24 protein-coding genes and 1 pseudogene are annotated in these 25,255 nt (G+C 73.2%); 4 read left to right on the plus strand and 21 right to left on the minus strand.

Going from position 1 to position 25,255, the window contains the following annotated elements; all coding sequences use genetic code 11:
• Positions 1 to 32: 32 nt before the first annotated feature.
• A complete protein-coding gene (locus PJ985_RS07530) occupies positions 33 to 998 on the minus strand; it encodes a polysaccharide deacetylase family protein (protein ID WP_271682794.1) in 966 nt (321 codons plus the stop codon).
• Positions 999 to 1,185: 187 nt separating this feature from the next.
• Between PJ985_RS07530 and PJ985_RS07535 the strand changes: the two genes are divergently transcribed.
• Positions 1,186 to 2,388: a class I SAM-dependent methyltransferase gene (locus PJ985_RS07535; protein ID WP_271682795.1), complete on the plus strand. Its 1,203-nt coding sequence runs from the start codon at positions 1,186 to 1,188 to the stop codon at positions 2,386 to 2,388.
• Here PJ985_RS07535 and PJ985_RS07540 read toward each other — a convergent pair whose 3' ends face one another.
• The 4 genes from PJ985_RS07540 to tsaB are packed head-to-tail and all read right to left on the minus strand — an operon-like array spanning position 2,389 to position 5,015.
• Entirely contained in the window at positions 2,389 to 2,637 is a 249-nt protein-coding gene (locus PJ985_RS07540) for a hypothetical protein (RefSeq protein WP_271682796.1), read from the minus strand.
• The gene (gene tsaD, locus PJ985_RS07545) at positions 2,634 to 3,791 is read right to left on the minus strand and encodes a tRNA (adenosine(37)-N6)-threonylcarbamoyltransferase complex transferase subunit TsaD (protein ID WP_271682797.1); all 1,158 of its coding nucleotides are present in this window, start codon (positions 3,789 to 3,791) and stop codon (positions 2,634 to 2,636) included. The genes PJ985_RS07540 and tsaD overlap by 4 nt, the downstream gene beginning before the upstream one ends.
• Positions 3,784 to 4,335, minus strand: a complete 552-nt coding sequence (gene rimI / locus PJ985_RS07550; protein WP_271682896.1) for a ribosomal protein S18-alanine N-acetyltransferase — start codon at positions 4,333 to 4,335, stop codon at positions 3,784 to 3,786. The genes tsaD and rimI overlap by 8 nt, the downstream gene beginning before the upstream one ends.
• A gap of 20 nt (positions 4,336 to 4,355) precedes the next feature.
• Positions 4,356 to 5,015, minus strand: coding sequence for a tRNA (adenosine(37)-N6)-threonylcarbamoyltransferase complex dimerization subunit type 1 TsaB (gene tsaB / locus PJ985_RS07555; protein ID WP_271682798.1), 660 nt, complete (start codon positions 5,013 to 5,015; stop codon positions 4,356 to 4,358).
• Between the two features lie 131 nt (positions 5,016 to 5,146).
• Between tsaB and PJ985_RS07560 the strand changes: the two genes are divergently transcribed.
• Positions 5,147 to 5,764: a hypothetical protein gene (locus PJ985_RS07560; RefSeq protein WP_271682799.1), complete on the plus strand. Its 618-nt coding sequence runs from the start codon at positions 5,147 to 5,149 to the stop codon at positions 5,762 to 5,764.
• A gap of 51 nt (positions 5,765 to 5,815) precedes the next feature.
• Here the strand turns inward: PJ985_RS07560 and tsaE are convergent, their stop codons facing one another.
• From tsaE to PJ985_RS07585, 5 genes and pseudogenes are all read right to left on the minus strand, one after another.
• Entirely contained in the window at positions 5,816 to 6,361 is a 546-nt protein-coding gene (tsaE, locus tag PJ985_RS07565) for a tRNA (adenosine(37)-N6)-threonylcarbamoyltransferase complex ATPase subunit type 1 TsaE (protein WP_271682800.1), read from the minus strand.
• 47 nt (positions 6,362 to 6,408) lie between these two features.
• Positions 6,409 to 7,737 (minus strand): alanine racemase, encoded by a 1,329-nt coding sequence (alr, locus tag PJ985_RS07570; RefSeq protein WP_271682801.1) that lies wholly within the window; start codon positions 7,735 to 7,737, stop codon positions 6,409 to 6,411.
• A 60-nt stretch (positions 7,738 to 7,797) separates the two neighbouring features.
• Positions 7,798 to 9,207, minus strand: a complete 1,410-nt coding sequence (locus tag PJ985_RS07575) for an NAD(P)H-hydrate epimerase (protein WP_271682802.1) — start codon at positions 9,205 to 9,207, stop codon at positions 7,798 to 7,800.
• 60 nt (positions 9,208 to 9,267) lie between these two features.
• Positions 9,268 to 9,636 carry a holo-ACP synthase gene (locus PJ985_RS07580; RefSeq protein ID WP_271682803.1) on the minus strand — a complete coding sequence of 123 codons (369 nt, stop codon included), beginning with the start codon at positions 9,634 to 9,636 and terminating at the stop codon, positions 9,268 to 9,270.
• A gap of 59 nt (positions 9,637 to 9,695) precedes the next feature.
• Positions 9,696 to 10,355 (minus strand): annotated as a pseudogene (locus PJ985_RS07585) (glucosamine--fructose-6-phosphate aminotransferase); the annotation flags it as partial.
• An 84-nt stretch (positions 10,356 to 10,439) separates the two neighbouring features.
• Between PJ985_RS07585 and coaA the strand changes: the two are divergent.
• Positions 10,440 to 11,441: a type I pantothenate kinase gene (coaA, locus tag PJ985_RS07590; protein WP_443033434.1), complete on the plus strand. Its 1,002-nt coding sequence runs from the start codon at positions 10,440 to 10,442 to the stop codon at positions 11,439 to 11,441.
• A gap of 51 nt (positions 11,442 to 11,492) precedes the next feature.
• Here coaA and glmM read toward each other — a convergent pair whose 3' ends face one another.
• From glmM to rplM, 3 genes are all read right to left on the minus strand, one after another.
• Entirely contained in the window at positions 11,493 to 12,896 is a 1,404-nt protein-coding gene (gene glmM, locus PJ985_RS07595; RefSeq protein WP_271682805.1) for a phosphoglucosamine mutase, read from the minus strand.
• A gap of 163 nt (positions 12,897 to 13,059) precedes the next feature.
• A complete protein-coding gene (gene rpsI, locus PJ985_RS07600; RefSeq protein ID WP_443033437.1) occupies positions 13,060 to 13,572 on the minus strand; it encodes a 30S ribosomal protein S9 in 513 nt (170 codons plus the stop codon).
• A gap of 39 nt (positions 13,573 to 13,611) precedes the next feature.
• A complete protein-coding gene (rplM, locus tag PJ985_RS07605; protein WP_271682807.1) occupies positions 13,612 to 14,055 on the minus strand; it encodes a 50S ribosomal protein L13 in 444 nt (147 codons plus the stop codon).
• Positions 14,056 to 14,351: 296 nt separating this feature from the next.
• Here rplM and PJ985_RS07610 point away from each other — a divergent pair, with 296 nt between their 5' ends.
• Positions 14,352 to 15,320, plus strand: coding sequence for an Acg family FMN-binding oxidoreductase (locus tag PJ985_RS07610; RefSeq protein WP_271682808.1), 969 nt, complete (start codon positions 14,352 to 14,354; stop codon positions 15,318 to 15,320).
• Positions 15,321 to 15,350: 30 nt separating this feature from the next.
• Here PJ985_RS07610 and PJ985_RS07615 read toward each other — a convergent pair whose 3' ends face one another.
• The 8 genes from PJ985_RS07615 to PJ985_RS07650 all read right to left on the minus strand — a co-directional run bounded on the left by PJ985_RS07615 (position 15,351) and on the right by PJ985_RS07650 (position 25,115).
• Complete coding sequence (locus PJ985_RS07615; RefSeq protein WP_271682809.1) at positions 15,351 to 16,970, minus strand: ABC-F family ATP-binding cassette domain-containing protein; 1,620 nt, start codon at positions 16,968 to 16,970, stop codon at positions 15,351 to 15,353.
• Between the two features lie 64 nt (positions 16,971 to 17,034).
• The gene (locus PJ985_RS07620; RefSeq protein WP_271682810.1) at positions 17,035 to 18,024 is read right to left on the minus strand and encodes a lysylphosphatidylglycerol synthase domain-containing protein; all 990 of its coding nucleotides are present in this window, start codon (positions 18,022 to 18,024) and stop codon (positions 17,035 to 17,037) included.
• Positions 18,021 to 19,334 (minus strand): glycosyltransferase family 4 protein, encoded by a 1,314-nt coding sequence (locus tag PJ985_RS07625; protein WP_271682811.1) that lies wholly within the window; start codon positions 19,332 to 19,334, stop codon positions 18,021 to 18,023. Before PJ985_RS07625 ends, PJ985_RS07620 begins: the two co-directional genes overlap by 4 nt.
• The gene (locus tag PJ985_RS07630) at positions 19,331 to 20,482 is read right to left on the minus strand and encodes a glycosyltransferase family 4 protein (RefSeq protein WP_271682812.1); all 1,152 of its coding nucleotides are present in this window, start codon (positions 20,480 to 20,482) and stop codon (positions 19,331 to 19,333) included. Before PJ985_RS07630 ends, PJ985_RS07625 begins: the two co-directional genes overlap by 4 nt.
• A gap of 26 nt (positions 20,483 to 20,508) precedes the next feature.
• Complete coding sequence (locus PJ985_RS07635) at positions 20,509 to 21,606, minus strand: endonuclease/exonuclease/phosphatase family protein (protein WP_271682813.1); 1,098 nt, start codon at positions 21,604 to 21,606, stop codon at positions 20,509 to 20,511.
• Entirely contained in the window at positions 21,603 to 22,583 is a 981-nt protein-coding gene (locus tag PJ985_RS07640; protein WP_271682814.1) for a UbiA prenyltransferase family protein, read from the minus strand. Before PJ985_RS07640 ends, PJ985_RS07635 begins: the two co-directional genes overlap by 4 nt.
• Positions 22,584 to 22,632: 49 nt before the next feature.
• Entirely contained in the window at positions 22,633 to 23,685 is a 1,053-nt protein-coding gene (locus PJ985_RS07645) for an NAD-dependent epimerase/dehydratase family protein (protein WP_271682815.1), read from the minus strand.
• The gene (locus PJ985_RS07650) at positions 23,679 to 25,115 is read right to left on the minus strand and encodes an aspartate aminotransferase family protein (RefSeq protein ID WP_271682816.1); all 1,437 of its coding nucleotides are present in this window, start codon (positions 25,113 to 25,115) and stop codon (positions 23,679 to 23,681) included. Before PJ985_RS07650 ends, PJ985_RS07645 begins: the two co-directional genes overlap by 7 nt.
• Positions 25,116 to 25,255 lie beyond the last annotated feature (140 nt).

Here is a 25,255-nt window from a genome sequence, read left to right on the forward strand (position 1 = left end):
GTGCCGGCGACGCGCCCCGGGACCACGGTGTCTCAGATGTAGTCCTCCAGCCGGGCGAGGGCGAACCCCTGGGCCGCCGCGGTCTCCAGCACCAGTCGCACCATGTCGGGCATCGTTCCGTCCCACCGGTCCTCGCCGCGGAAGTGCGTGAGGATGATGTCCCCCGGATGCAGGACCCGGTCGGCGCGGCTCCACTCCATGCGGTCCGCGAACGCCTCCGCCGCCCAGAGCGGCACCGCCCGCACCCCGCACTCGGCTGCCGCGCGCAGCGTGTGCTGGTCGTACGCCCCGTACGGCGGCCGGAACAGTTCGGGCCGCGCACCGAACTCCCGCTCCATGATGTCCTGCTGGCCGCAGATCTCGTCGCGCTGTGCGGCGTGGCCGAGCCTGGTCATCTCGCGGTGGTGCACGGTGTGGTTGTGCAGGGCCACTCCGTCGTCGCGCATCCGCCGGAAGTAGTCGTAGTCGTCGCGCACGACGTAGTCCGCGAGAAAGCTGCTGTAGGGGATCCCCAGCTCCCGCGTCATGGCCAGCAGGTCGGGGTCCTTCTCGGCCCCGTCGTCGATGGTGAGGAAGACCACCCGGTCCTCGGTGGGGACGCGGCTGATGACCGGCGGCAGCCCTTCGCCCCGGAGGTGGCCCGGCTCGGTCGTCAGCACCGGCTTCTCCCTCGGGGGTGGGGGCGGGGGCGGGGGCATCCGGCGCACGCCCCAGCGCGAGAGCGCGGCGGCCCGGCGCAGCTCGGCCCGCTCCAGCCGGTCGGCGTACGCCTCGACCGCCGCCGCGGCCGACAGGGTCCGCGCGCGGGGCGGGCTGCCGGGAGCCGGGCCGGGCTCCGGCCCTCCCGGGGGAGCCGCGCCGGCGGCGGGCACCCGTCCGGAGCCGGGACGGTCCGCGGTCCCGGCCGGACCCTCGGAACCGCCCTGCCCCGTCAGCACCGAAGGACCGGCCACCACGGTCGCGCCGGCCAGCGCCAGGGCGGCCACGCCGGTCAGCACGACGGGGCGCCGAGAGGTGCGCCCTCCCCCCGCCTCCTGGCGGGCAGGCCTGCGCCAACCCTGCCGTCCCTGCCGTTCACACCTCGCTTGTCTTACTTGTCGTACTTGTCTGATGATCTTCATGGTGTGGGATGGTGCCACCCTCCCCCCGGCCCGCCCGGCACGCCGTTCCGCGGAAGCTGGGAGAATGACCCGGGTGGCCGCATCGCACTCCTCCGTCGAGACCTTCCGCACCCTGCTGACCGAGCCCGGCCGGCAGCTGCTCTCCGAACTGCGGGAGCACGATCCCGCCCAGGAGCTGACGCTGGCCACCCGGCTGCGCCGGGACCACCCGGCCGAGCTGGTGTCCGCCGCCCTCGGCCAGGCCCGGCTCCGGCAGCGGGCCGCGGCGAAGTTCGGCTCCCGCGCCGCCCGGATGTACTTCACGCCGGACGGGGTCGAGCAGGCCACCCGCCGCTCGGTGGCCGACCGGCGCGCCCGCCGCTTCGCCAAGCTGGGCGTCGGGCGGATCGCGGACCTGTGCTGCGGCATCGGCGGGGACGCCCTCGCCCTCGCCGAAGCCGGTATCGCCGTCCTCGCGGTCGACCGCTCCCCGCTGACCTGTGCGGTCGCCGAGGCCAACGCCGCAGCCTTCGGCCTGGCCGACCTCATCGAGGTGCGCTGTGCGGAGGTCGGCGACACCGACCTCTCCGGCCACGACGCGGTGTTCATCGACCCCGCCCGCCGGGGCGGCCGGGGCCGCGTCTTCGACCCGGAGGCCTACTCACCGCCGCTGTCCTGGGCCGTCGACGTCGCCGACCGAATGTCGCACGGCGCCGTCAAGATCGCTCCCGGGATACCCCACGAGGCGATCCCGGAGGAGGCCGAGGCCGAATGGATCTCCGACGCCGGGGACGTCAAGGAGGCGGTCCTGTGGTTCGGCACCGGCGCCGCCGGGCTGCGCCGCGCCACCCTCCTGCCCGGCGGCCACTCGCTCGCCGGAGCCGGACTTCCCGACCCGCCCGCCGGACCCGTCGGCCGCTGGCTGTACGAGCCGGACGGCGCCGTCATCCGGGCCCACCTGGTCGCCGACGTGGCGCAGCAGCTGGACGCCCGGCTGCTCGACCCGACGATCGCCTACCTGACGGCGGACGAGCTGCGGTCCACCCCCTACGCCACCGCCTACGAGATCACCGACGCGCTGCCCTTCGGGCTGAAGCGGCTCCGCGCCCTCCTGAGGGAGCGGGAGACCGGCACCGTCACCATCAAGAAGCGCGGCTTCGCCATGACCCCCGAGGAACTGCGCCGCAAACTCCGGCCCAGCGGGCCGAATTCGGCCACGGTCTTCCTCACCCGCATCGCCGGCAGCCCGGCCATGCTGCTGGGGCACCCGGCGCCGGCGGACGGCTGATCACACCTGCGTGAACCGCCAGCGGTGCACCGGACGGGCGACCAGAGCGGGGTCCGGATCGGGCAGCTCGGGCAGCTCCGCGCCGAAGTCCGCGTCCCACCAGGTGATGACCAGCACCCGGTCACCGGGCGCGGTGTACGCCTCGCGGCGCGGCGGCTCGGGGTCCAGCGGCAGGCTCCGGGCCCAGTCCAGCAGCCGCGCACCCTGCCCCGGCACCGCGCGGGCCTCCCACATCAGTGCGACCGTCACGGCGTGCCGCCCTTCTCTCCGTACAGGTTCCGGCGGCTCAGCTCATGCACATGATCGTGCGCGGTGCCGGTCCGGAACCCCGCCGGCTGCTCCCGGCCCCCGTGCTCCGGGCCGGCCGGCACATGCGGCCGGGTCACCGGGAGCGAGGAGTCGGCCGGCAGATCCAGCCCGGAGGCGGGCCGGCCCCGGGCCACCATCTCCGCGCCCAGGGCCGCGACCATCGCCCCGTTGTCGGTGCACAGCTTCGGCCGGGGCACCCGCAGGGTGATGCCGGCCGCCTCGCAGCGCTCCTGGGCCATCGCCCGGAGCCGGGTGTTGGCGGCCACGCCGCCCCCGATCATCAGGTGGTCCACGCCCTCGTCCCGGCAGGCCCGGACGGCCTTGCGGGTCAGCACATCGGTGACCGCCTCCTGGAAGGAAGCGGCCACATCGGCGACCGGGACCTCCTCGCCCGCGGCCCGACGGGCCTCGATCCAGCGGGCGACCGCCGTCTTCAGCCCGGAGAAGGAGAAGTCGTAGGGGGCGTCCCGCGGCCCGGTGAGGCCGCGCGGGAAACGGATGGCGTTCGGGTCACCCTCGCGCGCGTACGCGTCGATGACCGGTCCGCCGGGAAAGCCCAGCTGCAGCACGCGGGCGATCTTGTCGAACGCCTCCCCCGCCGCGTCGTCGATGGTCGCCCCCAGCGGGCGCACATCGGAGGTGATGTCCGTGGTGAGCAGCAACGAGGAGTGCCCGCCGGAGACCAGCAGCGCCATCGTCGGCTCCGGCAGCCGGCCGTGCTCCAGCTGGTCCACGCAGATGTGCGAGGCCAGGTGGTTGACGCCGTACAGCGGCTTGCCCAGGGCGTAGGCGTACGCCTTGGCGGCGGCGACACCGACGAGCAGCGCCCCGGACAGGCCGGGGCCGGCCGTGACCGCGATGCCGTCGAGGTCACCGGGGGCCACCCGGGCTTCCCGGAGCGCCCTGGTGAGAGTGGGGACCATCGCCTCCAGGTGCGCCCGGCTGGCGATCTCCGGAACCACACCGCCGTACCGGGCATGGGTGTCCACGCTGGACGCGATGGCGTCGGCGAGCAGCGTGCGGCCGCGGACAATGCCCACGCCGGTCTCGTCGCAGGACGTCTCGATGCCCAGCACGAGGGGTTCGTCAGCCATGATTCTCCGTCTCCTGTGCGGATGCCGGGCCGGCGGACGCCGGGCGGGTGTGGTCACGGCGCATCACCAGGGCGTCGTGGTTGCCCGGCTGGTAGTAGCCGCGGCGGACGCCCACCGGCTCGAAACCGAAGCGGGTGTAGAGCCGCTGCGCCCGCGCGTTGTCCACCCGCACCTCCAGGAAGACCTCGCGGCTCCCGAAGCCGGTGGCTGCGGAGAGCAGCTCGGTGAGCAGCCGGGTCCCGAGCCCGGTGCCCTCGTGCTCCGGGGCGACCGCGAGGGTCTGCACATCGGCGGCGTCCCCCGCGACGGCCAGCCCGGCGTATCCGGCGAGCGGGCTCCCGCCGGGCTCCGCCGGCCCGTCGGTACCGGTGGGGTCTGCCCGCCCGGCCTCCGCGCCTGCCCGCTCGGCGACCACGAAGTGCCGGGTACGGCCGGGCCCCCGGGCGTGCGCCAGCTCGGACCAGAACATCCCGGCCGACCAGGCGTCCTCCGGGAACAGCAGCCGTTCCAGGGCCAGGACCGGCTCGATGTCCCACCAGCGCATCCCGCGCAGCACCACCGTGGTCACCGCGGGGTGACCACCTTGTAGTTCGCCGGCACCCGGGCATCCGGACGGCGCAGGTACAGCGGCCGGGGCGGGCCGGGGACCAGGCCGGCCGCGAGCTGTTCGACGGCGAGCGAGGCCAGCGAGGCCGCTTGGACGTGCTCCGGGGCGTCGGGCAGCAGCCCGTCGAAGGTCTCGGCGTAGAGCCGGGCACCCGCACCGACTGCGGGCACCCCGGCGACCCGGGCCGCGATCTCGTCGGGACGGTCGACCGCGGGGTCACCGGCCCGGGTCCGGCAGTCCTCGTAGCGGGCCCAGTAGACCTCCTTGCGGCGGGCGTCGGTCGCCACCACGAACGGCTCGGTGCGGCCGGTGGCACGGGCGATCGCGTCCAGGGTGCACACCCCGTGCACCGGGATGTCCAGCGCCGCCCCGAACGCCTCCGCGGTCGCGAGCCCGACCCGCAGCCCGGTGTAGGGGCCGGGGCCGGTGCCCACGGCCACGGCCGTCAGGTCGGCCGGAGTGTGTCCGGCCTCGGCGAGCACCCGGTCCACGCCGGGCAGCAGAAGCTCTCCGTGCCGGCGGGCGTCCACCTGGTCGAAGACGGCGAGAACCCGCGTCCCGTCGTGCAGTGCCACAGTGACGGCGGGAGTGGCGGTGTCCAGAGCGAGCAGTAGCACGGCGCCAAGCCTACGGCGTGGGGGAACCGTCCGGTGCCGTACGTCCGCCGGGCACCGCTGCCCTGCTAACGTCGGATGCGAAGATCGCCGGCGGCAGAGGATCCGGCACCCCGGGAAGGCGGCAGCACACCGTGGCACGTGGCAGTTCAGGCTCCTCCTCCGGCGCCTTCGTCGCCGTGCTCACCGCGCTGGCCCTGGCCGTCGTGGGCTTCTTCACCTACCAGGCCGCGGCCGCCCCCGACCGCCCTGCCGCCGGCGCCTCCGCCGGCGCCGAGGACGACGCGACGGCGCAGCCGGACGCGGAAGACGAGCAGGCGGCGGATCTCGGCGCAGAGCCGGACGAACCGGAGGACCCCGAGGCTCTGCCCCCGGACTCCGGGCAGGGCAAGCGCGTCGTCTACTCGCTGGAGGCCCAGCGGGTGTGGCTGGTGGAGACCGCGGAGGACGGGGCCGGTGACGAGGTCGTCCACACCCACGTCGTGCACCCCAGCTCGGTACATCCGCTGCCCGGTGAGTACCTGGTGGACTCCCGTTCCGCGGAGATCACCGGCTCCGACGGCGTGCCGGTCCAGCATGTCGTCCGGTTCGCCACCGTGGGCGAGACGGTGGTCGGCTTCAGCAGCGCGCTGGACGGCTCGCTGCCCGACCCGGACACCGAGGGCACCGGCGGCATCCGCCAGGCCCCGGAGGACGGGGAGACCATGTGGCCGTTCGCCACGATCGGTGTGAAGGTCGTCGTCATCCCCTGACGCCCGGCGCCCGCCGCCGGGCGCCGGGGCGGACCCGGCCGGCGAGCGGCTTCACTCCGGCACCGGCAGCCGCAGGCCGTCCCAGCGGCGGCCCACCCCCCGCACGGTCACGATCCGCACATCCTCGTCCGCCACCGCCTCCGGGTCCGGCGGGCCGCCCGGGGCCCGCTCCAGCACCAGGTGCAGCCGGTCCTCCGAGAGCCGCTCGACCTTGTCGTCGCCCCACTCGACGACCACCACCGAGTCCGGCAGCGACACGTCGAGGTCCAGGTCCTCCATCTCCTCCAGCCCGCCGCCGAGCCGGTAGGCGTCCACGTGCACCAGGGCCGGCCGCCCGGCAGCGAGCGGCGGATGGACACGGGCGATGACGAAGGTCGGGGACGTGACCGCCCCTCGGACTCCGAGGCCCTCCCCGATGCCGCGGGTGAGCGTGGTCTTGCCCGCGCCCAGCTCACCGGTGAGCAGCAGCAGGTCGCCGGGGAGCAGCAGCGCGGCCAGTCGGCGGCCGAACTCCCGCATCTCCTCGGGGGTGGCGACGGTGATCCGGGTGCCGGCCGCAGGGCCGGTGTCCGTTTCGGCAGGAATCAGCTGACTCATGGTTCCGGATGCTACTGCGTCCGGCGGACGGCGGGCGCGGACGGCGCCTACGTCCAGCGTTCGTCCGTCCAGTGCTCGTCGACCGGCTGCTCGTCCGCCCCGTACCGCCCCGTACCGGCCCCGTCCGTCCAGCGGTCGCCGCACTCGGCGCTCTCCAGGAACTCGGGGGCCGCCGGCACCCCGGCCGGGCCGGGCGGACCGGCCGGCGTGACCTGTCCGGGCCCCACCACATCGGTGTGGACCCGCTCCACCCGGGGGCCGATCCGGGTGACGATCTCGTACCCGATGGTCCCCGCCGCGCGGGCCCAGTCCTCGGCGGTCGGCTCCCCACGGTCGCCGGGACCGAACAGCAGCACCTCGTCGCCGGGTTCGGCGGTGTCCCCGCCCAGGTCGACCACGAACTGATCCATCGCGACCCGTCCGACGATCGTCCGCAGCTTGCCGCCGACCAGCACCGGCCCGCTGCCGGAGGCGTGCCGGGGGATGCCGTCGGCGTAACCGGCGGGTACCAGCGCCAGGGTCGTGACGCCCGGCGTCAGATAGTGATGACCGTAGGAGACCCCGTGGCCACCGGGCACCTGCCGCACGTTCGCCAGAGCGGCGCGCAGGGTCATCGCCGGCCGCAGCCCGAAGTCCTCCGGTGTCCCGACCTCGGGCGAGGGGGACAGCCCGTAGACAGCCACCCCGGTGCGCACCAGGTCGTAGTGCGAGGCCGGGAGCGTCAGGGTGGCCGGCGAGTTGGCCAGGTGCCGCACTTCCGGGGCCAGACCGGCACGGGCCGCCGCGGTCAGGGCGTCCTGGAACGCGCTGAGCTGCAGGGCGATGGAGGGGTGCCCGGGTTCGTCGGCACAGGCGAAGTGCGACCACAGGCCGGTGACCAGCACCGTCCCCTCGGCCTCGGCGGCCCGGGCGGCGGCGACCAGAGCGGGCCAGTCGGCGGGCTGGCAGCCGTTGCGGCCCAGGCCGGTGTCGACCTTGAGGTGCACCCGGGCGGTGCGTCCGGCGGCCCGGGCGGCGGCGGTCACCTCGCGCAGCGCCCAGCTCCCGCTCACTGTCACGTCGATGTCCGCCTCGACGGCCTCCCGCCAGGGGCCGCCCGGGGTCCACAGCCAGCACAGCAGCCGCCCGGTGTCGCCGGCGGCCCGCAGCGCCAGGGCCTCCTGGGGGGTGGCCGTGCCCAGCCAGCTCGCGCCCCCCTGCCTGGCCGCCCGGGCGCACGGCAGCAGACCGTGCCCGTAGGCGTCCGCCTTCACCACCGCCATCAGCGCCGCACCACCGGTGAGCCGCTCCCGGAGCGCACGGACATTCGCCCGTACCGCGCCGAGGTCGATCTCGGCGCGCACGCGCGGAAGCGGGAGGGGGGGCGGTGCGCTCATCACCTCCAGTGTCTCAGGACGGCGCGGCGACCGGCACCGGGTGACCGCCCGGCCGGGCGGTCACCCGCCGGTGCGCAGCACCTCGTGCCACGCCTCGGGCAGCGCCGCCGCCACCTCCGAGGCGCTCGGCGGGACCGGGGCCAGCCGGGCGGCGAGGCCGTGCAGATACGCCCCGCAGGCTGCCGCCTCCCGGGACGGCAGCCCTGCCGCCAGCAGGGAGCCGGCCAGCCCGGACAGCACGTCTCCGCTGCCCGCGGTGGCCAGCCAGCCGGTCCCGGTCGGATTGACCAGCGCCGGGCCCTCGGCGTCGACGACCACCGTGGTGGACCCCTTCAGGAGCACGGTGGCGCCGTAGCGCCGGGCGAGTTCGCGCGCCGACGCGAGCCGGGCGCCCTCGACGACGCCCCGCTCCGTCCCCAGCAGGGCCGCCGCCTCGCCCGCGTGCGGGGTCAGCAGCAGCGGGGCGGTACGGCCGCCCGGCCGCAGCTCGGCGAGCAGCCGCAGCCCGTCGGCATCGACCAGCATCGGGACCTCGGCCTCGAACGCCCGGGCCATCCGCTCCCGGGCCCCGGCGTCGTCATCGAGGCCCGGACCGACCGCCCACGCCTGCACCCGGCCCGCGCCGAGCAGGGTCTCCGGAAACCGCCCGATCACCGCGTCCCCGTTCGGCCCCAGGTACCGGACGGCACCGGCCCCGCCGCGCAGCGCCCCGGCCACCACCAGGACGGCGGCCCCCGGGTAACGGTGGGAGCCGGCGGCGATGCCCACCACGCCGCGGCGGTACTTGTCACTGACCGCCCCGGGCCGCGGGAGCAGCGCGGCCACATCGGCGTGCTGATACGCCAGCGCCGCCGGGGTGCCCGCCGGTCCGAGGTCCAGGCCGATGTCCATCAGGCGCAGCACCCCGGCCCGGCTGCGGCCCGGATCGATGAGCAGCCCGGGTTTGTGGGCGCCGAAAGTCACTGTCACGTCGGCGGTCACGGCCGGCCCGGGAACCTCGCCGGTGTCGGCGTCCACGCCGCTGGGCAGGTCCACGGCGACCACCGGTGCACCGCTCTCCTCCACCGCCCGCACCAGCTCGGCGGCTGCCGGGCGCAGCGCGCCGGTACCGCCGATGCCGATGATCCCGTCGACCACGAGGTCGGCGCGGGCGGGCAGGCCGCCCACCCGTCCGCCGGCTGCCCGCAGGGCGGCCAGACCGCCGGGGTGCGCCCGCTCGGGAGACAGCAGCACGGCGGTGACGCCCGCCCCGCGCCGGGCCAGCCGTGCCCCGGCGTACAGGGCGTCCCCGCCGTTGTCCCCGCTGCCGACCAGCAGCGCCACCCGGGCCCCGTAGACCCGGCCCAGCATCTCCCCGCAGACGGCGGCCAGCCCGGCCGCGGCCCGCTGCATCAGCGCCCCTTCCGGCAGCCGTGCCATCAGCGCCTGCTCGGCGCGCCGTACGCTTTCCACGGAATAGGCGGTACGCATGCGGCAAGTCTCCCCGGAAAGCCGGGGGCGACGCGTCGCAACCCGCGGAACCGGCCGGGGTCAGCTCTCGGCGATGACGACCGCCGAGGCGATGCCGGCGTCGTGGCTCAGCGAGACATGCCAGGTGCGGACGCCCAGCTCCTGCGCCCGTTCCAGGACCGTGCCCCGGACCCGCAGCGAGGGGCGGCCGTTGCCCGCCGACACCACCTCGGCATCCGTCCAGCGCAGCCCGGTCGGCGCGCCCAGCGCCTTGGCCAGGGCCTCCTTCGCGGCGAAGCGGGCGGCGAGCGAGGCCACGCCGCGCCGCTCCCCGCTCGGCAGCGTCAGCTCGGCGGCCACGAAGAGCCGGTCCGCCAGCCGGGGTGTGCGCTCCAGTGACTGGGCGAAGCGGTCGATCTCCGCCACGTCGATACCCACCCCGATGATCACCGCCGGCCCCCCGGGAGGCCGGCGTCGGCGGGGAGCAGCTCGCAGCTCAGCTCGTCGTTCTCCCGGCGCAGGACGAGGACCTCGGTGTCCGCGGGCTCGACGACCTCCCAGGGGCCGTCGGCCAGGACCGCACGGTCGGAGGCCAGCAGGCACTCGCCGTCGCCCAGCCCGGCCAGCAGCGGGAGTCCGTTCCTGGCCCCCACCAGCGTGTCCGGGGCGTCCGCGTGCACCGCCGCCACCGCGTACGCCCCGTCCAGCCGGCCGCACACCTGGCGCATCGCCTCCGCCGGGTCGCCGCAGGCCGACACGGCTTCGGCGAGCAGGTGGGCCACGGCCTCGGTGTCGGTGCCCGAGGTCAGCTCGTGGCCCCGGTCCGCCAGCTCCGCGCGCAGCAGGTCCCCGTTGCCGAGGGTGCCGTTGTGGACCACCGCGATCCGCCCGGCGTTGTCGAGCTGCGGGTGGGCACTGCTCTCGGTGGCCGGGCCGCGGGTGCCCCGCCGGAGGTGACCGATGCCGGTGCTTCCGCTGGGCAGCGGGCTGCGCTCCAGCAGCCGGGTCAGGTCCGGGAGCCTGCCCGCCGTCCGGGCGGATGCCAGGCCCCCGTCCACGAGGACGGCGACGCCGGCCGCGTCGTAGGAGGGAGGTTCGAGTTTCCGCAATCCGCCGAGGACCACATCGAGAGCCGACTGTGCCCCCACGTAACCGACGATGCCGCACATGAGGGCAGACTAGCGGCATCTCCGGGACCTCCGGGAGGTTCCCCCGGGGGGCCGGAAGCGCGTGGTGCGGCGGCCCGGCGGAGAATGAGCTCCGTGTCCGCCTCCACGCAGCACCCTCCCCGCCCTGCCCGTACCGTCGCCGGCCCGTACGTCGACCTCAGCCGGGCGGAGTGGAGCGCGCTGCGCGAGCGCACTCCGCTGCCGCTGACCGCCGAGGAGGTGGAACGGCTGCGGGGCCTCGGCGATGTCATCGACCTGGACGAGGTGCGGGAGGTCTACCTCCCGCTGTCCCGGCTGCTGAACCTGTACGTCGGCGCGGTGCACGGGCTCCGCGACGCGCTGAACGCCTTCCTCGGCTCCGCGGGGAACGGCCATGGCGCGCAGCACGGCACCCCGTTCGTCATCGGGGTGGCGGGGAGCGTGGCGGTCGGCAAGTCCACCGTCTCCCGGCTGCTCCAGGCTCTGCTGGCGCGGTGGCCGGAACACCCGCGGGTGGAGCTGGTCACCACGGACGGCTTCCTGCTGCCCAACGCCGAGCTGGAGCGGCGCGGTCTGATGGGCCGCAAGGGCTTCCCCGAGTCCTACGACCGCAGGGCGCTGACCCGCTTCGTCGCCGACGTGAAGGCCGGGAAGGAGGAGGTGACCGCGCCCGTCTACTCGCACCTCAGCTACGACATCGTGCCGGACCGGCGGCTGGTGGTGCGCCGCCCGGATGTGCTGATCGTCGAAGGGCTGAACGTGCTGCAGCCCGCGCTGCCGGGCACCGACGGCCGTACCCGGGTCGCGCTCGCGGACTACTTCGACTTCTCGGTGTACGTCGACGCCCGGACCTCCGACATCGAGGCCTGGTACCTCGAGCGGTTCCGGAAGCTGCGGGACACGGCGTTCCTCAATTCCCGGTCGTACTTCCGGAAGTACACCGAGGTCTCGGAGGAGGAAGCGATGCGCTATGCGCGGAACACCTGGCGGACCATCAACGGCCCCAACCTGGTGCAGAACGTCGCCCCGACCCGTGGCCGGGCGACGCTCGTGCTGCGGAAGGGCCCGGACCACGCCGTGGAACGGCTGTCGTTGCGCAAGCTGTGACCCGTGGGTCCCCGCCCGCCGCGGGTGCCGGCCGGCGGGTCCGGCCGGCCCTCACCAGGTAGCGTCGGACAGCGGAGCGGCCGCAGCAGCCACGGCGAGCTCCGTGCGCACCACCTCGGCCAGTCCGGCGGCCACCGCCTGCGCCTGGCCGGCGTCGGCCGCCTCGACCATCACCCGGACCAGCGGCTCGGTCCCGGAAGGACGCAGCAGCACCCGGCCGGTGTCACCCAGCGTCCGCTCGGCCGCGGCCACCGCCTCGGCCAGTTCCGGGCAGCTCCCCACCCGGCTGCGGTCCACCCCGCGCACGTTGATCAGGACCTGCGGCAGGCGCCGCATCACGCCGGTCAGCTCGGTGAGCGGGCGGCCGGTGGCGGCGACCCGGGCCGCCAGCATCAGGCCCGTGAGGGTGCCGTCCCCGGTGGTGGCGTGGTCGAGCACGATGACGTGGCCGGACTGCTCCCCGCCCAGCGAGAATCCGCCGCGCTTCATCTCCTCGAGCACGTAACGGTCGCCCACGGCGGTCTGCCGCAGCCGCAGCCCTTCGCGCTCCATCGCCTGCGCGAAGCCGAGGTTCGACATCACGGTGGCGACGACGGTGTCCTGCCGGAGCGTGCCGGCCTCCCGCATCGCCACGGCGAGGACGGCGAGGATCTGATCACCATCCACCTCCGCACCGTCCGCGTCGGCGGCCAGGCAGCGGTCCGCGTCCCCGTCCACCGCGATGCCGAGGTGGGCACCGTGCCGGGCCACCGCGGCCCGCAGCGGCTCCAGGTGGGTGGAGCCGCAGCCGTCGTTGATGTTCAGCCCGTCGGGCTCCGCCCCGATGGTGATGACCTCGGCTCCGGCCCGGGCGAACGCCTCCGGCGCGACCCGGGCGGCGGCGCCGTGCGCCCCGTCGACGACGACCTTCAGCCCGTCGAGCCGGTTGGGCAGCACCCCGATGAGGTGGGCGACGTAGTTGTCGAAACCCTCGCCGTACTCGGTGACCCGGCCGACAGCCCCGCCCACCGGCCGGCTCCACGGCTTGCCCTCGACGGCCTCCTCGTACGCCGCCTCGATCCGGTCCTCCAGCTCGTCGGCGAGCTTGTGGCCGCCCCGGGCGAAGAACTTGATGCCGTTGTCCGGCATGGGATTGTGGCTGGCCGACAGCATCACGCCGAAGTCGGCGCCGAGGTGACCGGTCAGGTACGCCACGGCCGGGGTGGGCAGCACCCCCACCCGCAGCACGTCGACCCCCGTGCCGGCGAGCCCGGCGACCACGGCCGCCTCCAGGAATTCGCCCGAAGCCCGCGGGTCGCGCCCGACCACCGCAACCGGGCGGTGTCCGTCACCGCCCCCGGTCCCCGCATCGACGAGCACCCGTGCCGCCGCGGAGGACAGCCCGAGCGCGAGCTCCGCCGTGAGATCCACGTTGGCGACGCCGCGTACCCCGTCCGTACCGAAGAGTCGTCCCACTGATGTCCTCCGAGATATCCGCGGGCCACCCGGCTCCCTGACCCTGCCCGCTCTGTTCCACCATGCCTTGTTCAGGTCCTGCTGAAGGGCAACGCCCCGCCGGCACACAGGTGCCGACGGGGCGTTGCGCAGACAGCGGCGGCCGTGACCGCGCCGCGCCGGATCAGCGCTTGCTGTACTGCGTGCCCTTACGGGCCTTCTTCAGACCGGCCTTCTTCCGCTCCACCGCACGGGAGTCACGGGTGAGGAAGCCGGCCTTCTTCAGCGGGCCGCGGTTGTTGTCCACGTCCGCGTCGTTCAGCGCCCGCGCCACGCCGAGGCGCAGCGCTCCGGCCTGGCCGGAGACGCCGCCGCCCGTGATGCGGGCGAGGACGTCGTAGCGGTTGTCGAGCTCGAGCACCTTGAAGGGCTCGTTGACTTCCTGCTGGTGCACCTTGTTGGGGAAGTATCCCTCCAGGGTGCGGCCGTTGACCTTCCACTTGCCGCTGCCCGGCACGATGCGGACACGGGCGATCGCGTTCTTCCGGCGGCCGGTGCCGGCGGCCGGCTGCGGCTCACCGAACTGGGAAGCCAGCGACTCGCTGGTGTACTCCTCCACCGGAGCGCTCTCGGTGGTGTATTCCTCGACCTCGGGGATCTCGGTGTCGGGGATCTCAGTGCTGTTCTCGGCCACGATTCTCCTCAGATTCTCTCTCGTCTTGGGGGGTGGCCGGGACTACTGCGCGACCTGGGTGATCTCGAACGGCACAGGCTGCTGTGCCGCGTGCGGGTGCTCGGCACCCGCGTAGACCTTGAGCTTCGAGAGCATCTGGCGGCCCAGGGTGTTCTTGGGGATCATGCCCTTGACGGCCTTCTCGACGGCCTTCTCGGGGTTCTTCTCCAGGAGCTCTTCGTAGCGGACGGACCGGAGGCCGCCGGGGTAACCGGAGTGCCGGTAGGCCAGCTTCTGGGTCCGCTTGTTGCCGGAGAGGTGCACCTTCGCGGCGTTGACGATGATGACGAAGTCACCCATGTCAACGTGCGGCGCGTACACCGGCTTGTGCTTGCCCCGGAGGAGGGTGGCTGCCTGGGATGCCAGACGGCCCAGGACCACGTCCTGGGCGTCGATGACATGCCACTGGCGCTGGACGTCGCCGGGCTTGGGGCTGTACGTACGCACGGTCGTAGCCTTCGCTTCTTCGATGAGTGGATCCTTACAAGGTCGCCCGGACGATCACGTCAGACATGGCCACACGCCGGTGACGCAACCGGGTGCAGGCCGCTGACGATCATCCTGGTGAACCGGCGTAAGGCCACTCTCGTGAGATCGAGCAAGCCATTACGCATACCGACCAGGCAGAATACCGTCCCTTGCCCGGACGGGTCAAAACGGCCCGGCACCACCGGCCCGGCGGCCGTCCGGTGGCCTGCCGTGCCCGGGGCTGCGAGGCTGTTGGCAGGCACCCGGAGGTCACCATGAACCTGTACTCACGGCCCGACCCGGTACCGGTCCTCGTCGGGCAGGCGGTGCGCGCGCCGTCCTCGCACAACACCCAGCCCTGGATCTTCCGCCGGACCGACAGCGGCGTCACCCTGCACACCGACCGCTCGCGGGCTCTGCCGGTGAATGATCCGGCCGGACGCGAGCGCGTGATCAGCGCCGGAGCCGCCCTGCTGAACCTCCGGGTGGCGGCGCTCCGCCACGGCCTCGACGCCCTCGTCGAGGCGTTCCCCGATCCGGCCGACGACTCCCTCCTCGCCCGGGTGACACTCACCGAGCGCCGGGAGCCGGCTCCCGGGGACCCGGACCTGTACGAGGCCATCGCCCGCCGGCACACCTGCCGCCGCCCGTTCGCCGCCCGCCCGGTACCCGAGGCCGTGCTCCGGGCCGCCCGGGAGGCGGCGGAGCGGGAGGGGGCCCTGATGATGCCGGTGCCCCACGGGCAGCGTGCGCGGGTGGCCGCCCTGGTGGAGGAGGGCGACCGCCGCCAGTTCGCCACCCGGGCCTGGCGACGGGAGCTGGCGTTCTGGATGCGTCCCCGCCGCAGCGGGGACGGCCTTGCCGTACCGACCGCACTCGCGCCCCTTCTGCGCACGGCGTTCCGCTCCCTCGACCTCGGTGCCCGCACCGGGGCGTGCGACGCCGCCCTGGTGCGGGCGGCACCCGCCCTGCTCGTGATCACCACGGACACGGACACCCGCCCCGCGTGGCTGGCCACCGGCCAGGCACTGCAGCGGGCGCTCCTGGTGCTGGCCGCCGAGGGCGTGCTCGCCGGGTACGCCAACCAGCCCTGCCAGGTGGGGGACCCGCTGCGCGCCCGGCTGCGCGACGCCGTGTCCGGTCCGGACGGCGGCCATCCCCAGCTCCTCCTGTCCGCGGGCTACCCCCGGGGCAAGGTCAGCGGCTCGCCCCGCCGCCCGCTCGCCGACGTGCTGGACCCGTGAGCGCACGGCCCGGAGGGAGTGCCCGGCTCCTCAGCGGGCCCGCACCACCCGGGCCTCGTCCCAGACCGGGTCCGGGGTCTCCCGGAGCCGGCCGTCCGCACCGAATACCAGGAACCGGTCGAAGGAACGGGCGAACCAGCGGTCGTGCGTGACGGCCAGCACCGTCCCCTCGTACGCCTCCAGACCTGCCTGGAGCGCCTCGGCGCTCTCCAGGTCGAGGTTGTCCGTCGGCTCGTCCAGGAGCAGCGCCGTGCTGCCGGCCAGCTCCAGCAGCAGGATCTGGAAGCGGGCCTGCTGGCCGCCCGACAGCCGGCCGAAGCACTGTTCGGCCTGGCGGTCCAGCTCGTACCGGCGCAGCGCCGAGATCGCCGGACCCCGCTTCCTGGCATGTTCGGTCCACAGGATGTCGAGCAGCGTCCGGTCCTCCAGCTCCGGATGGGCGTGTGTCTGGGCGAAGTGTCCCGGTACCACGCGGGCACCCAGCTTCCAGGTGCCCGCGTGCGCGACGTCCCCGCCGGCCAGCAGCCGCAGAAAATGCGATTTCCCCGAACCGTTGGAGCCCAGCACGGCCACCCGTTCGCCGAAGTAGACCTCCAGGTCGAACGGGCGCATCAGACCGGTCAGCTCCAGCCCTGCGCAGGTCACCGCCCGGACTCCCGTCCGGCCGCCGCGCAGCCGCATCGTGATGTTCTGCTCACGCGGCGGTTCCTGCGGCGGCCCGGCCTCCTCGAACTTGCGCAGCCGGGTCTGCGCCGCCTGGTAGCGGGATGCCAGCCCGTCGTTGAAGGCGGCCTTGTTCTTGAGCGTGTTCACCAGCTGCTTCAGCTGGGCGTGCTTCTCGTCCCAGCGCCGCCGCAGCTCCTCGAAGCGGGCGAACCGCTCACGCCGTGCCGCGTGGTAGGTGCCGAAACCGCCGCCGTGCACCCAGACGTCCGAGCCGGCCGGGCCCGGCTCGACGCTGATGATCCGCTCTGCCGAGCGGGCCAGGAGCTCCCGGTCGTGGGAGACGAACAGCACCGTCTTACCGGTCTCCCGCAGCCGGTCCTCCAGCCACCGCTTCCCGGGCACGTCCAGATAGTTGTCGGGCTCGTCCAGCAGCAGGACCTCGTCACCGCCGCGCAGCAGCGCCTCCAGCACCACCCTTTTCTGCTCCCCGCCGGACAGGGTGCGCACCTGACGCCACTGCGCCTGCTCGTACGGGACGCCGAGCGCCGCCATCGTGCAGATGTCCCACCCGGTCTCGGCCTCGTACCCCCGGACCTCCGCCCAGTCCGCCAGCGCCTGCGCATAGCTCAGCTGAGCCGCCTCGTCGTCCCGCGTCATCACTGCGTGCTCGGCCTCGTCCACCGCCCGGGCGGCCTCCCGCAGGCGCGGCGGCGCCACCGAGACCAACAGGTCACGGACGGTGCTCTCGTCCCGCACACTCCCCACGAACTGCGGCATCACGCCCAGGCCACCGCTCACGGTGACGCTGCCGGCGTCCGGCTGCAACTCCCCGGCGATGATCCGCAGCAGGGTGCTCTTGCCCGCTCCGTTGGCGCCGACCAGCGCCACCACGGAGCCCTCTCCCGCCCGGAACGAGACATCGTCGAGCAGCACCCGCCCGTCCGGCAGGCAGTACTCCAGATGCGCGGTCTCCACATGTCCCATGCCAGGAGTCTGACGGCTCCCGGTCCTCGGTCCAACCCCGTTTTCCAGCTGGCCGGAAGGAACGTCAGTCCGCTCGCGCTGCCGGGCGGACGGACCGGAGCCCGGGCTGCCCGCGCCGGTTCGCAGGCCCGCCTGCCGAGCGCAGCCGGCCGCGCGCCATGGCAACCGCAAAGATCCCGCTGAGCGACAGGTCGGTCAGGAGGCAGACCGCCCGGCTCGCGACGGCGACCGCTCCCGCGGCGGTCAGCGGCATCACCTGGGACAGCGCGCCGATCAGGAACAGCTCCCGCACCAGCACGCCGTCCGGCAGCACCACGATCAGCGCGCTGACAGCGGTGACCAGGGCGAAGGCCCCCACGCTGATCAGCAGGGCCGGCCCCGCGGGCGCTCCCAGCGCCAGGGTGAGCAGCCACAGATGAAGCCCCGAGACGAGCCGGCAGGCAAGCTGCCATCCGAGGGCCGCCCGCGTGTGCGTTCCGGAGCCGGTCGACGTGAGTTCCCGCCGCAGCAGGCGGGCGGCGGCGGAGGCCGCCCGGCCGGTCAGGTCAGGTTTCGCGAGGACCAGGGCGAGCAGCCCGGCGGGAAGGAGGAGGAGCCAGCTCCAGTTGCCGAGGAGCATCGGCGCGGCGAGGCTTCCCACGACCAGTCCCGTCAGGAGCACGACCGGGATGTTGAGCAGCGACACCGCGACCGTCACCAGCCCGCTGACGCCCGCGCCGCGGGCCAGTTTCGCGTGCGTGAGCGCGACCCACAGGGCGCCGGGCACGTACTTGGCGCTCATTCCGACGAAATAGATCTGGGCCGCGGTGCGGCGGGGCAGCAGGTGACCGAGGTCTGCCATGATGCTGCGCCACGACAGCATGGCGAAGAACAGTGCCAGCACGTTGACCGCGCAGGAGGCGAGCACGTAGGGCAGGGCCTGCGAGGTCACCATGGGGCGGGCCTCGGACCAGTCCTGCCCGCGCATGGTCCAGATGAGCGCGGCGAGGATCACACCCGCCAGCACCCAGCCCGTCAGAGTGCGCCAGCGGCTGCGTGCCGCTCCGGTGCTCATCCGCTCCCCCCCGGCGCCCGCACGTCCGCGTAGAGGGAGAGGGTGGCGTTGACGGCGGCCGACCAGGGAAAGTTCTGCCGTGCGTGCTCCCGCCCCCGGGCGGCCAGCAGCTCCGCACCGGCCGGGTCGTCGAGGAGCCGGCAGACCGCGTCGGCGAGTTCGCGCGGGCTGTCGGTGGCGGTGCGCAGGGCGGCCTGCTCCGTCCCGTCCATGGCGATCAGTCCGGAGAAGCCGGGGCCGAGCACGACGGGTGTGCCCAGGGACATCGCCTCCACCGAGACAAGGCCGAACGGCTCGTAGAGCGAGGGGAAGACACCCACGTCGGCGGCCAGGTAGTGCTGGTGGAGTTCCTCCTGCGGCAGATAGCGGTGGTAGAGGTGCGTCCGGCGCTGAAGGCCGAGTTCGGCGACGAGCCGGTCCACGGCGGCGCCCTGGTCCGTTCCGGCCAGTCCCACACCGAGGACGAACAGGTGGACCCGCGGGTGCCGGCGGGCGATCTCCGGCAGGGCGCGCAGGAGCGTGTGGATGCCCTTCACCGGGCTCAGCCGGCCGGCGAAGACCAGGATCCGGGCGTCGGGACCGAGGCCGGACCCGGCGAGGAGTTCCTTTCTCGCCGCCGCGCGGGCCGCCTGCGTGGTGCCGTCCGGGCCCGTGCGGTCGGTGGGAGCGAGGGACTCGCACCCATGGGGTATGACGCTGACCCGGTGGGTCTGCCACCCGTGTGCGCCGACCAGCTGTTTCATTTCGGGGGTGGGGACGACGACGCGGGTCGCCAGCCGGCTCAGCAGCCGCTGGTTGAACTTGATGAGTCCGAACGGATCCGTCATGTCCGGCTCGGGAGTCATGGTCGCCTCGGTGTTGTGCACGTGGTATATCACCGGAAGTCGCAGGAGGGCGGCGGCAATGCCCGCGGGGGCGCTCTGCCAGTCGTGGACCGCGACCACGAGGCCCCGGCGGCGCACGCGCAGCAGCGCGAACAGAGTGGCCAGATTGAAGTGCAGCAGGGCAAGGGCAAAGGCGGCACGCCCTGCGGGCGCGAGGTGGTTTCTGGGGGACACGATCCGCGACGTGAGCCAACGCGGCATGCGTGGCCGCCTGATGGTCAGTCCGTCCGCCTGCTCCCGGGACGGGAGCCCGCCGGGACAGTTCATGGTGTGCAGGGTCAGGCGGACGTCCGGGTGCTCGCGGCGGGTGCGGTGCAGGAAGCGTTCGGCGTACTCGGCGAGCCCTCCGAGGGACCACGGCGGGTACTGGTGGCAGATGACGACGACGTGGCGGGGCGGGGGCGCGCCGCGGTGGGCTTTGCTCATGCGACGAGCTCGTCCCGGCGGTCGATCAGGGCCCGGAATGCCTCCTCGTGGTCGTTCAGGAAGGCGTCACCGCCGAAGAGCTCGACCGTCCTGCGCTGCCCTGCGCGGCGTTCCTCGTCCGTCATCCGGGACACTTCGAGAAGGGCGTTCCGCAGCGCCTGCGGGTCCCTCGCGGGGACGCGCCTGCCGAAACCCGTCATCTGGACGGGTATCCGGGACCCGGGCAGATCGGTGGTCACCGAGGGGACACCGGTCATCATTGCCTCGACCTGGACGATGCCGAACGACTCGGAGATCGAGGGCAGCGCGAACACGTCGAGGGAAGCGTAGAAGTCGCGGATGGCGTCCCCGCGCAGCAGTCCCAGGAACCGGATGCGCCGGTCGTCGCCCGCCTCGGTGCGGAGCTGTGCCATGTTGCTGCCGCCCGCGACCTGAAGGTGGTCCCCGGCGATGAGCAAGCGGGCCGCGGGGTCCTCGATCTGCCGGAAGGCCCGGATCAGGTACTCGATCCCCTTGTCCTCCGTGATCCGCCCCATGAAGCCCACGTGCAGTCCTCGGTCCTCCCTGAGGGCGGGGGTGCCGCCGTTGCGGTCCACGCAGGGTGAGGAGATCGCCCGCAGGGGACGCCGGCTGATGCTGGGCCAGATCCGGGAGCCGCGAGCCTGGTCCTCGCTGTTGACGATGACCAGGTCGGCTCGGCGGACAGCCGCGCGGGCGATCCGGTCGGCCAGCCGCATGCCGAGCCGGTTGACCGCGCCGTCGGGCAGGAACGCGTCGATGTGATAGGTCGTCACCAGTTTCGCCCGGGAGCGCAGGGCGGCGACGAACGCCGCCTCCGGCATCGGCTGGTGCAGGTGCAGCAGTGCGGATCTGGCGGCGAGCCGGGAGACCAACCAGGGCAGGGCCGGGGCGAGGAATCCGCGGCTGACACGGGCGAGCACCGGTGCGCGGAAGACGTGGACGCCGTTCATCTCCTCCCGGGCGGGCAGTGCCGGGTCATGCCTGGCGCATGCCACGGCCACTCTCCAGCCGCGTGCGGCGAGGCCTTCAGCGGTGAGGCGGGCGGCCTCGGTGAGGCCGCTGACGTAGGGGGCGTAGTAGTCCAGCACAACGGTGACGTCAAAGGTGTCGGTGTCGGTGGTGCGCAAGGCTGCTGTTCCTCTCGGCTGATGGGCTAGGGCTCGACGGAGATACGCAGTTCCATGGCGAGGTGGTCGGAGAGTCCCTCGGCGCCGACCAGGCGGTGGGAGGTCACCGACACGTCGGCGGTCGTGAACACCCAGTCCAGCCGCCACACGCGGGGCAGCCCGTACTTGGCCACCGGCCAGGTCAGCGGCGGCGCGAGTCCGGTGTCCGGGTCCTGGCGGTGCAGGCCGGGGCCCAGCCGCACCACGCCGTGCACCCACGGTGTGTTGAAGTCGCCTGCGACGAGTGCCGGATGGGGGTTGGCCGCCAGGTCCGCGCGCAGGGCTTCCAGTTCGGCCCGCCGCAGGGCGTGCTGGTCACGCATGAAGCGGTGGAAGTCCGCGGAGAACGGGGTGCGGTCGGCCCGGTAGGGCACCTGCATGTGCACGTTGTAGAGCGACAGGGTCTGCCCGCCGTACGCGATGTCGGTACGCTGCGCCTTCTTGCCCCGGGTGTACCAGTCCGTGCCCGACCCGCCGGTGGGGCGTGCGTGGGTGGCGACGACCGGCATCCGGGTCAGGGTGATCAGCTCCCCTTCGACGACGAGGCGGTAGCCGGGGAACTCGCGGCGCAGCCGCTCCGTGTCGTCGATGCGGACCGGTCCGTCGGCCTGCCAGTGGAGGTACTCCTGGAGCAGGTACACGTCCGCCCGCTGCGACCGCAGGTAGGCGTAGAAGTCGTCGGGGTCGTCGTCCGTGCCCCAGTAGTAGGTGTTCCAGACGAACACCTTCAGGTCCCCCGGTGACACCTGTCCGGTCGGCAGCGCCCCGCCTGTCAGGCCGGCCAGGGGGATGCCGGCCAGCAGGGCGAGGACCAGGACCGGAGCCAGCCGGCGGCGCACCGGGCGGGCGAGCGGCACCAGCGCCAGAAGAAGAAGCGGGACGAGGAGCAGGGTGAGCGGCGGCAGAGCCTCGGGGACCAGCCATGGCCACCATCTCCCGCTCAGCAGCACGTGGGCGGTCAGGAAGGCGATCCAGCCCACTGTCGCGCCCACCAGCAGCCGGGTGCCGAGACACCACCGCCCGGTGGGAGGAGGAACGGCGGATGGCGCTGCTTCCGTGCGGGGTCCGGAACCCGGGTCCGTCATGACCGGGCTCCGGGGAGGAAGTGGAGCAAACCCGGGAGGGACGAGGCCGCCGCGATCTTCGTCCAGGCCAGTACCACCGCGCAGAGCAGAGCGTCGATGGCCAGGAACCGGTCGCGGAGCAGCATCCTGACGGGGTCCGCTCCACCTCCCTTGACCGTGACGGCCCACAGGTACCGGAAGAGTCCCAGGAGGACCAGGGGGATGAGGAAGACGGCGGCCAGATGGAAGTCACGTCCCAGGTCCTGGCTGAGGAAGATGAGAAAGGTGACGGCCGCGAGTCCGGCGCTCAGCACGATCGCCTGGTCCAGGAAGGTGACGGTGTATCCGCGCAGGGCCGACCGGTGCCGCGGGCCGGCCTGGTCCAGCTCTCGGCGTCTCTTCCCGAGAACAAGGAGGAGGCACAGCGGGAACACGCACGCCAGGAGCCATCCCGGCGGGGCCAGCCCCACCGCGAGGTAGCCGGCCAGCACCCGCAGGTTGAAGCCGGCCGCGACGACGAAGACTTCCAGCACGGGCACGTTCTTCACCCCGCAGCTGTAGGCAGCGTTGAGGGCGAGGTAGGCGCCGACGGGCCAGGCCAGAGCGGGGGCGAGGAGTACGAGACAGACGGTCAGGACGACGGCCAGGAGGACGCCGTACACCACGGCCGCGGCGACCGGCAGCCGTCCCGCGGCCAGGGGCCGGTGCCGCTTCACCGGATGGTGCGTGTCACGATGCCGGTCGGCGATGTCGTTCCCGACGTAGACCAGGACGGACGCGACGGTGAAGACCAGCAGCGCGTGCGCCAGACTCGTCAGTCCGGTGCCGGTCCAGGCCGCTGAGTGCAGCAGGGGAGCGGGGACGACCAGCAGGTTCTTGGCCCACTGGTAGGGGCGGGAAAGGGCGATCAGGTCACGGGGGCGGGTGTGGCGCAGCAGTGGGGGCGCGGGTGCCCGGGAAGGGGACGTGGTCGGCGTCGTGAGGTCCAGCGCGGTCATGCGGTTCGGCTCCGTTCGGCTGGGCGGCAGCATCTCGGATGCCCACGCATCAGAAGAAGACCTTGGCCATGCCGAGCGCGCCCTGCTTCCAGGGCTCGTTGCTGGTGCGCTCGGCGCCCCGGGCGGTGCTCTCCCCGCGGTGGGCACGCCACCAGGCGTACGTCCGGAGAATCGCGTCCTGGTTGGACAGCTTCGGGGTGAATCCCAGCCGCTCGCGGGCCTTGTCGAGGGAGACGTACGAGTGGTTGCGCAGCTTGGACACGAGCCGCCCGTAGACCGGGGACAGCCGCGTCCGTTGCAGGGCGTGCAGCACGGCTACGGCAGGACCGGCCGGGACGGAGACGATGCGCCTGCCGTGCCCGGCGGCGTCCAGCACGCTCTGGAAATCCTCACGCAACGTTCCGAACTCGGCGGCGCCGATGTTGTAGGTGTCGTTCGCCACTTCAGCCGGTGCCCGCAGCACGGTGGCCACGGCGTCGACGAGGTCGTCCAGAGCGAGCATCTGGATGCGCACGTCGCCACGGCCGATGACGGGAAAGTGGCGGCCTTCCTCAGCCCACTGGAACAGCATGTCGAACAGGCCCAGGCGTCCGGGGCCGAGGAAGGTCTTGGGCCGGAGTACGGGCAGGCAGAGGCCGCTGTCCCGCCAGGAGGCGACGACTGTCTCCGCTTCCGCCTTGGCCGCGCTGTAGGTGTCGACCGGTTCATGGGGGTGGTCCTCAGGCGTGGGTACCTCGCGCGGCAGCCCGTAGACGGCCGTGGACGAGATGTGCACGACCCGGGATACCCCGGCAGCCCGGGCGGCGCGCAGTACGGTGGCGGTGCCGTCCACCACCACCGAGCGGATCTGCTGCTCCGGGTAGCTGGGGAGCGCGGAGGCGCAGTGGACCAGTGCCTCCGCACCGGTCACTGCCTCGGTGACGGCGTGGAGGTCCCGGATGTCTCCCGTGAACGGAGTCAGCCCGGGGCCGGCCTGCACCGGGCGGAGGTCCATCGCCTGCACCTCGCAGCCGGCGGCCCGCAGCCGGCCGGCCACATGGGAACCCAGCACGCCGGCCGCGCCGGTCACGGCCACCCGGCGGGGAAGGGGGTGGTTCACCACAGCGAGCTCACCCTCTCGCGGACGAATCTGGTCAGCAGCCGTGTCATCCCCTCGGCAAGGGTGGCGTCCAGGGCTTCGAGGAACCGTTCCACGTCGGCGAGTTCGGTGACCAGCGGCGGGCTGACGACCAGAGGGCTGCGCCCGTTGAGTGTGTAGTAGGCATAGATGCCGTGCTTGCGGTACAGCCGGTCGATGACCGCCGCCGTGACCACCTTCGTCCGTAGCAAGGGGTCCTTGGCAGGGCCGGATCCGGGCAGTTTGGCGAGGACGTCGAGGGCCGCTGGGCCACCTGTCAGGAAGACGCCGAAGAGCGCTCCGGCCCCGCGCACCTCGGCCACCTGATCCGGGTAGGTCTTGCGGATCCGGTCGAGGCCGGGGCGCAGGACGCGCTCGATGGCCCGGGCCCGCCCCGGATAGTCGTCCTCCACGGCTATCGCGACCGCCTCGAGAGCGGTGGCCGTCTCCTCGCCGAACCCGTAGTAGGTGGTGCTGGTGCTCTGCAGCAGCGCGTCGGTCATGTTGCCGTACGCCTTGTCGAACACGCGCTCACGGGCGACGAACGCGGAGATCGATGACTTTCCCCCGCCGAACGACTTTGAGGTGGTCACGATGTCCGGTATCAGGCCGGGGAGGCTCATGAAGGAGAACATCGAGCCTGTCTTGCCCCACCCGGTGTAGATCTCGTCGAAGACCAGCACGATGTCCTCGGCGGAGCACAGCTCTCTCAGCCCGCGCAGGAACTCCTCGGAGCACCGGTTCATCGTGGAGGCGCTGAACGGTTCGATGAGGAGGGCATACACGTCGCAGCGCCCGTCGGGGCGGCGGGCCGCGTCGACCGCCTCACGTACGGAATCGAGATCCCCGTACGTGAACGTGGAGATGCCCGGGATCGTGGGGAAGGGGAAGTGGCTCTGGGCGCCGCCGGTGAGCCCTCCCGAGCCCAGCAGCTTGCCGTGGAACCCGATGTCCGAACGCAGAATCCGCGTACGTCTGCCCCTGTGGTACTTGTGCGCGAGCTTCACCGCCCCTTCCACCGCCTCCGCCCCGGAGTTGGGCAGGAAGGACATGCGCAGGTCCCCTGGAAGCACCTGTGCCAGGTTGTGTCCGAGCGCCGCCAGGTAGGGGGAGAAGAAGGTCTTGTGCACCTCCATCCGGCCGGCCTCCTGGAACCGCTGCCGGGCGGCCAGGATCCGCGGATGGTTGTGCCCGTGATTGAGGACCCCGACGCCGCCGGTGAAGTCCAGGATCTTCCGGCCGTCCCGGGTGTGGATGTACGCGCCCTCTGCCCGGTCGGCGAGCTCGTGGCCGAACCCGAACGAGGTCATGAGCCGTACTTGACTTCTGCTCACGTACCGGCGGTACAGGTCATGGACCTCGCCGACCTCCAGCTTCTCGGCCTGGTCCAGGGTGATCAGGCTGTGCTCGTCCATCGCCACCTCCGATGCAACTGCTCGTGGCGAGGACACTACGTACGGCACATGCCCCCGGCATCCTGCGGGCGTGGGCACTTCTTCTCCGCGTGCGGTGGACGCCGAGGCGGTGACTCCAACTTCCGCAGTGGCACCACCTC

This window comes from Streptomyces sp. ACA25 (genome assembly GCF_028200735.1).
Taxonomy (GTDB): domain Bacteria; phylum Actinomycetota; class Actinomycetes; order Streptomycetales; family Streptomycetaceae; genus Streptomyces.

What these genes read in the sequence shown, in the direction of transcription:
- coaA (WP_443033434.1), top strand. Translation starts at nt 10,440, where the DNA reads ATGAGCTCCGTGTCCGCCTCCACGCAGCACCCTCCCCGCCCTGCCCGT.
- rimI (WP_271682896.1), bottom strand. Translation starts at nt 4,335, where the DNA reads ATGCGCTGGTGGGACATCGAGCCGGTCCTGGCCCTGGAACGGCTGCTG.
- PJ985_RS07610 (WP_271682808.1), top strand. Translation starts at nt 14,352, where the DNA reads ATGAACCTGTACTCACGGCCCGACCCGGTACCGGTCCTCGTCGGGCAG.
- PJ985_RS07535 (WP_271682795.1), top strand. Translation starts at nt 1,186, where the DNA reads ATGACCCGGGTGGCCGCATCGCACTCCTCCGTCGAGACCTTCCGCACC.
- PJ985_RS07635 (WP_271682813.1), bottom strand. Translation starts at nt 21,606, where the DNA reads ATGACGGACCCGGGTTCCGGACCCCGCACGGAAGCAGCGCCATCCGCC.
- alr (WP_271682801.1), bottom strand. Translation starts at nt 7,737, where the DNA reads ATGAGCGCACCGCCCCCCCTCCCGCTTCCGCGCGTGCGCGCCGAGATC.
- PJ985_RS07575 (WP_271682802.1), bottom strand. Translation starts at nt 9,207, where the DNA reads ATGCGTACCGCCTATTCCGTGGAAAGCGTACGGCGCGCCGAGCAGGCG.
- PJ985_RS07640 (WP_271682814.1), bottom strand. Translation starts at nt 22,583, where the DNA reads ATGACCGCGCTGGACCTCACGACGCCGACCACGTCCCCTTCCCGGGCA.
- PJ985_RS07650 (WP_271682816.1), bottom strand. Translation starts at nt 25,115, where the DNA reads ATGGACGAGCACAGCCTGATCACCCTGGACCAGGCCGAGAAGCTGGAG.
- tsaE (WP_271682800.1), bottom strand. Translation starts at nt 6,361, where the DNA reads ATGAGTCAGCTGATTCCTGCCGAAACGGACACCGGCCCTGCGGCCGGC.
- PJ985_RS07615 (WP_271682809.1), bottom strand. Translation starts at nt 16,970, where the DNA reads ATGGGACATGTGGAGACCGCGCATCTGGAGTACTGCCTGCCGGACGGG.
- PJ985_RS07625 (WP_271682811.1), bottom strand. Translation starts at nt 19,334, where the DNA reads ATGAGCAAAGCCCACCGCGGCGCGCCCCCGCCCCGCCACGTCGTCGTC.
- PJ985_RS07620 (WP_271682810.1), bottom strand. Translation starts at nt 18,024, where the DNA reads ATGAGCACCGGAGCGGCACGCAGCCGCTGGCGCACTCTGACGGGCTGG.
- tsaD (WP_271682797.1), bottom strand. Translation starts at nt 3,791, where the DNA reads ATGGCTGACGAACCCCTCGTGCTGGGCATCGAGACGTCCTGCGACGAG.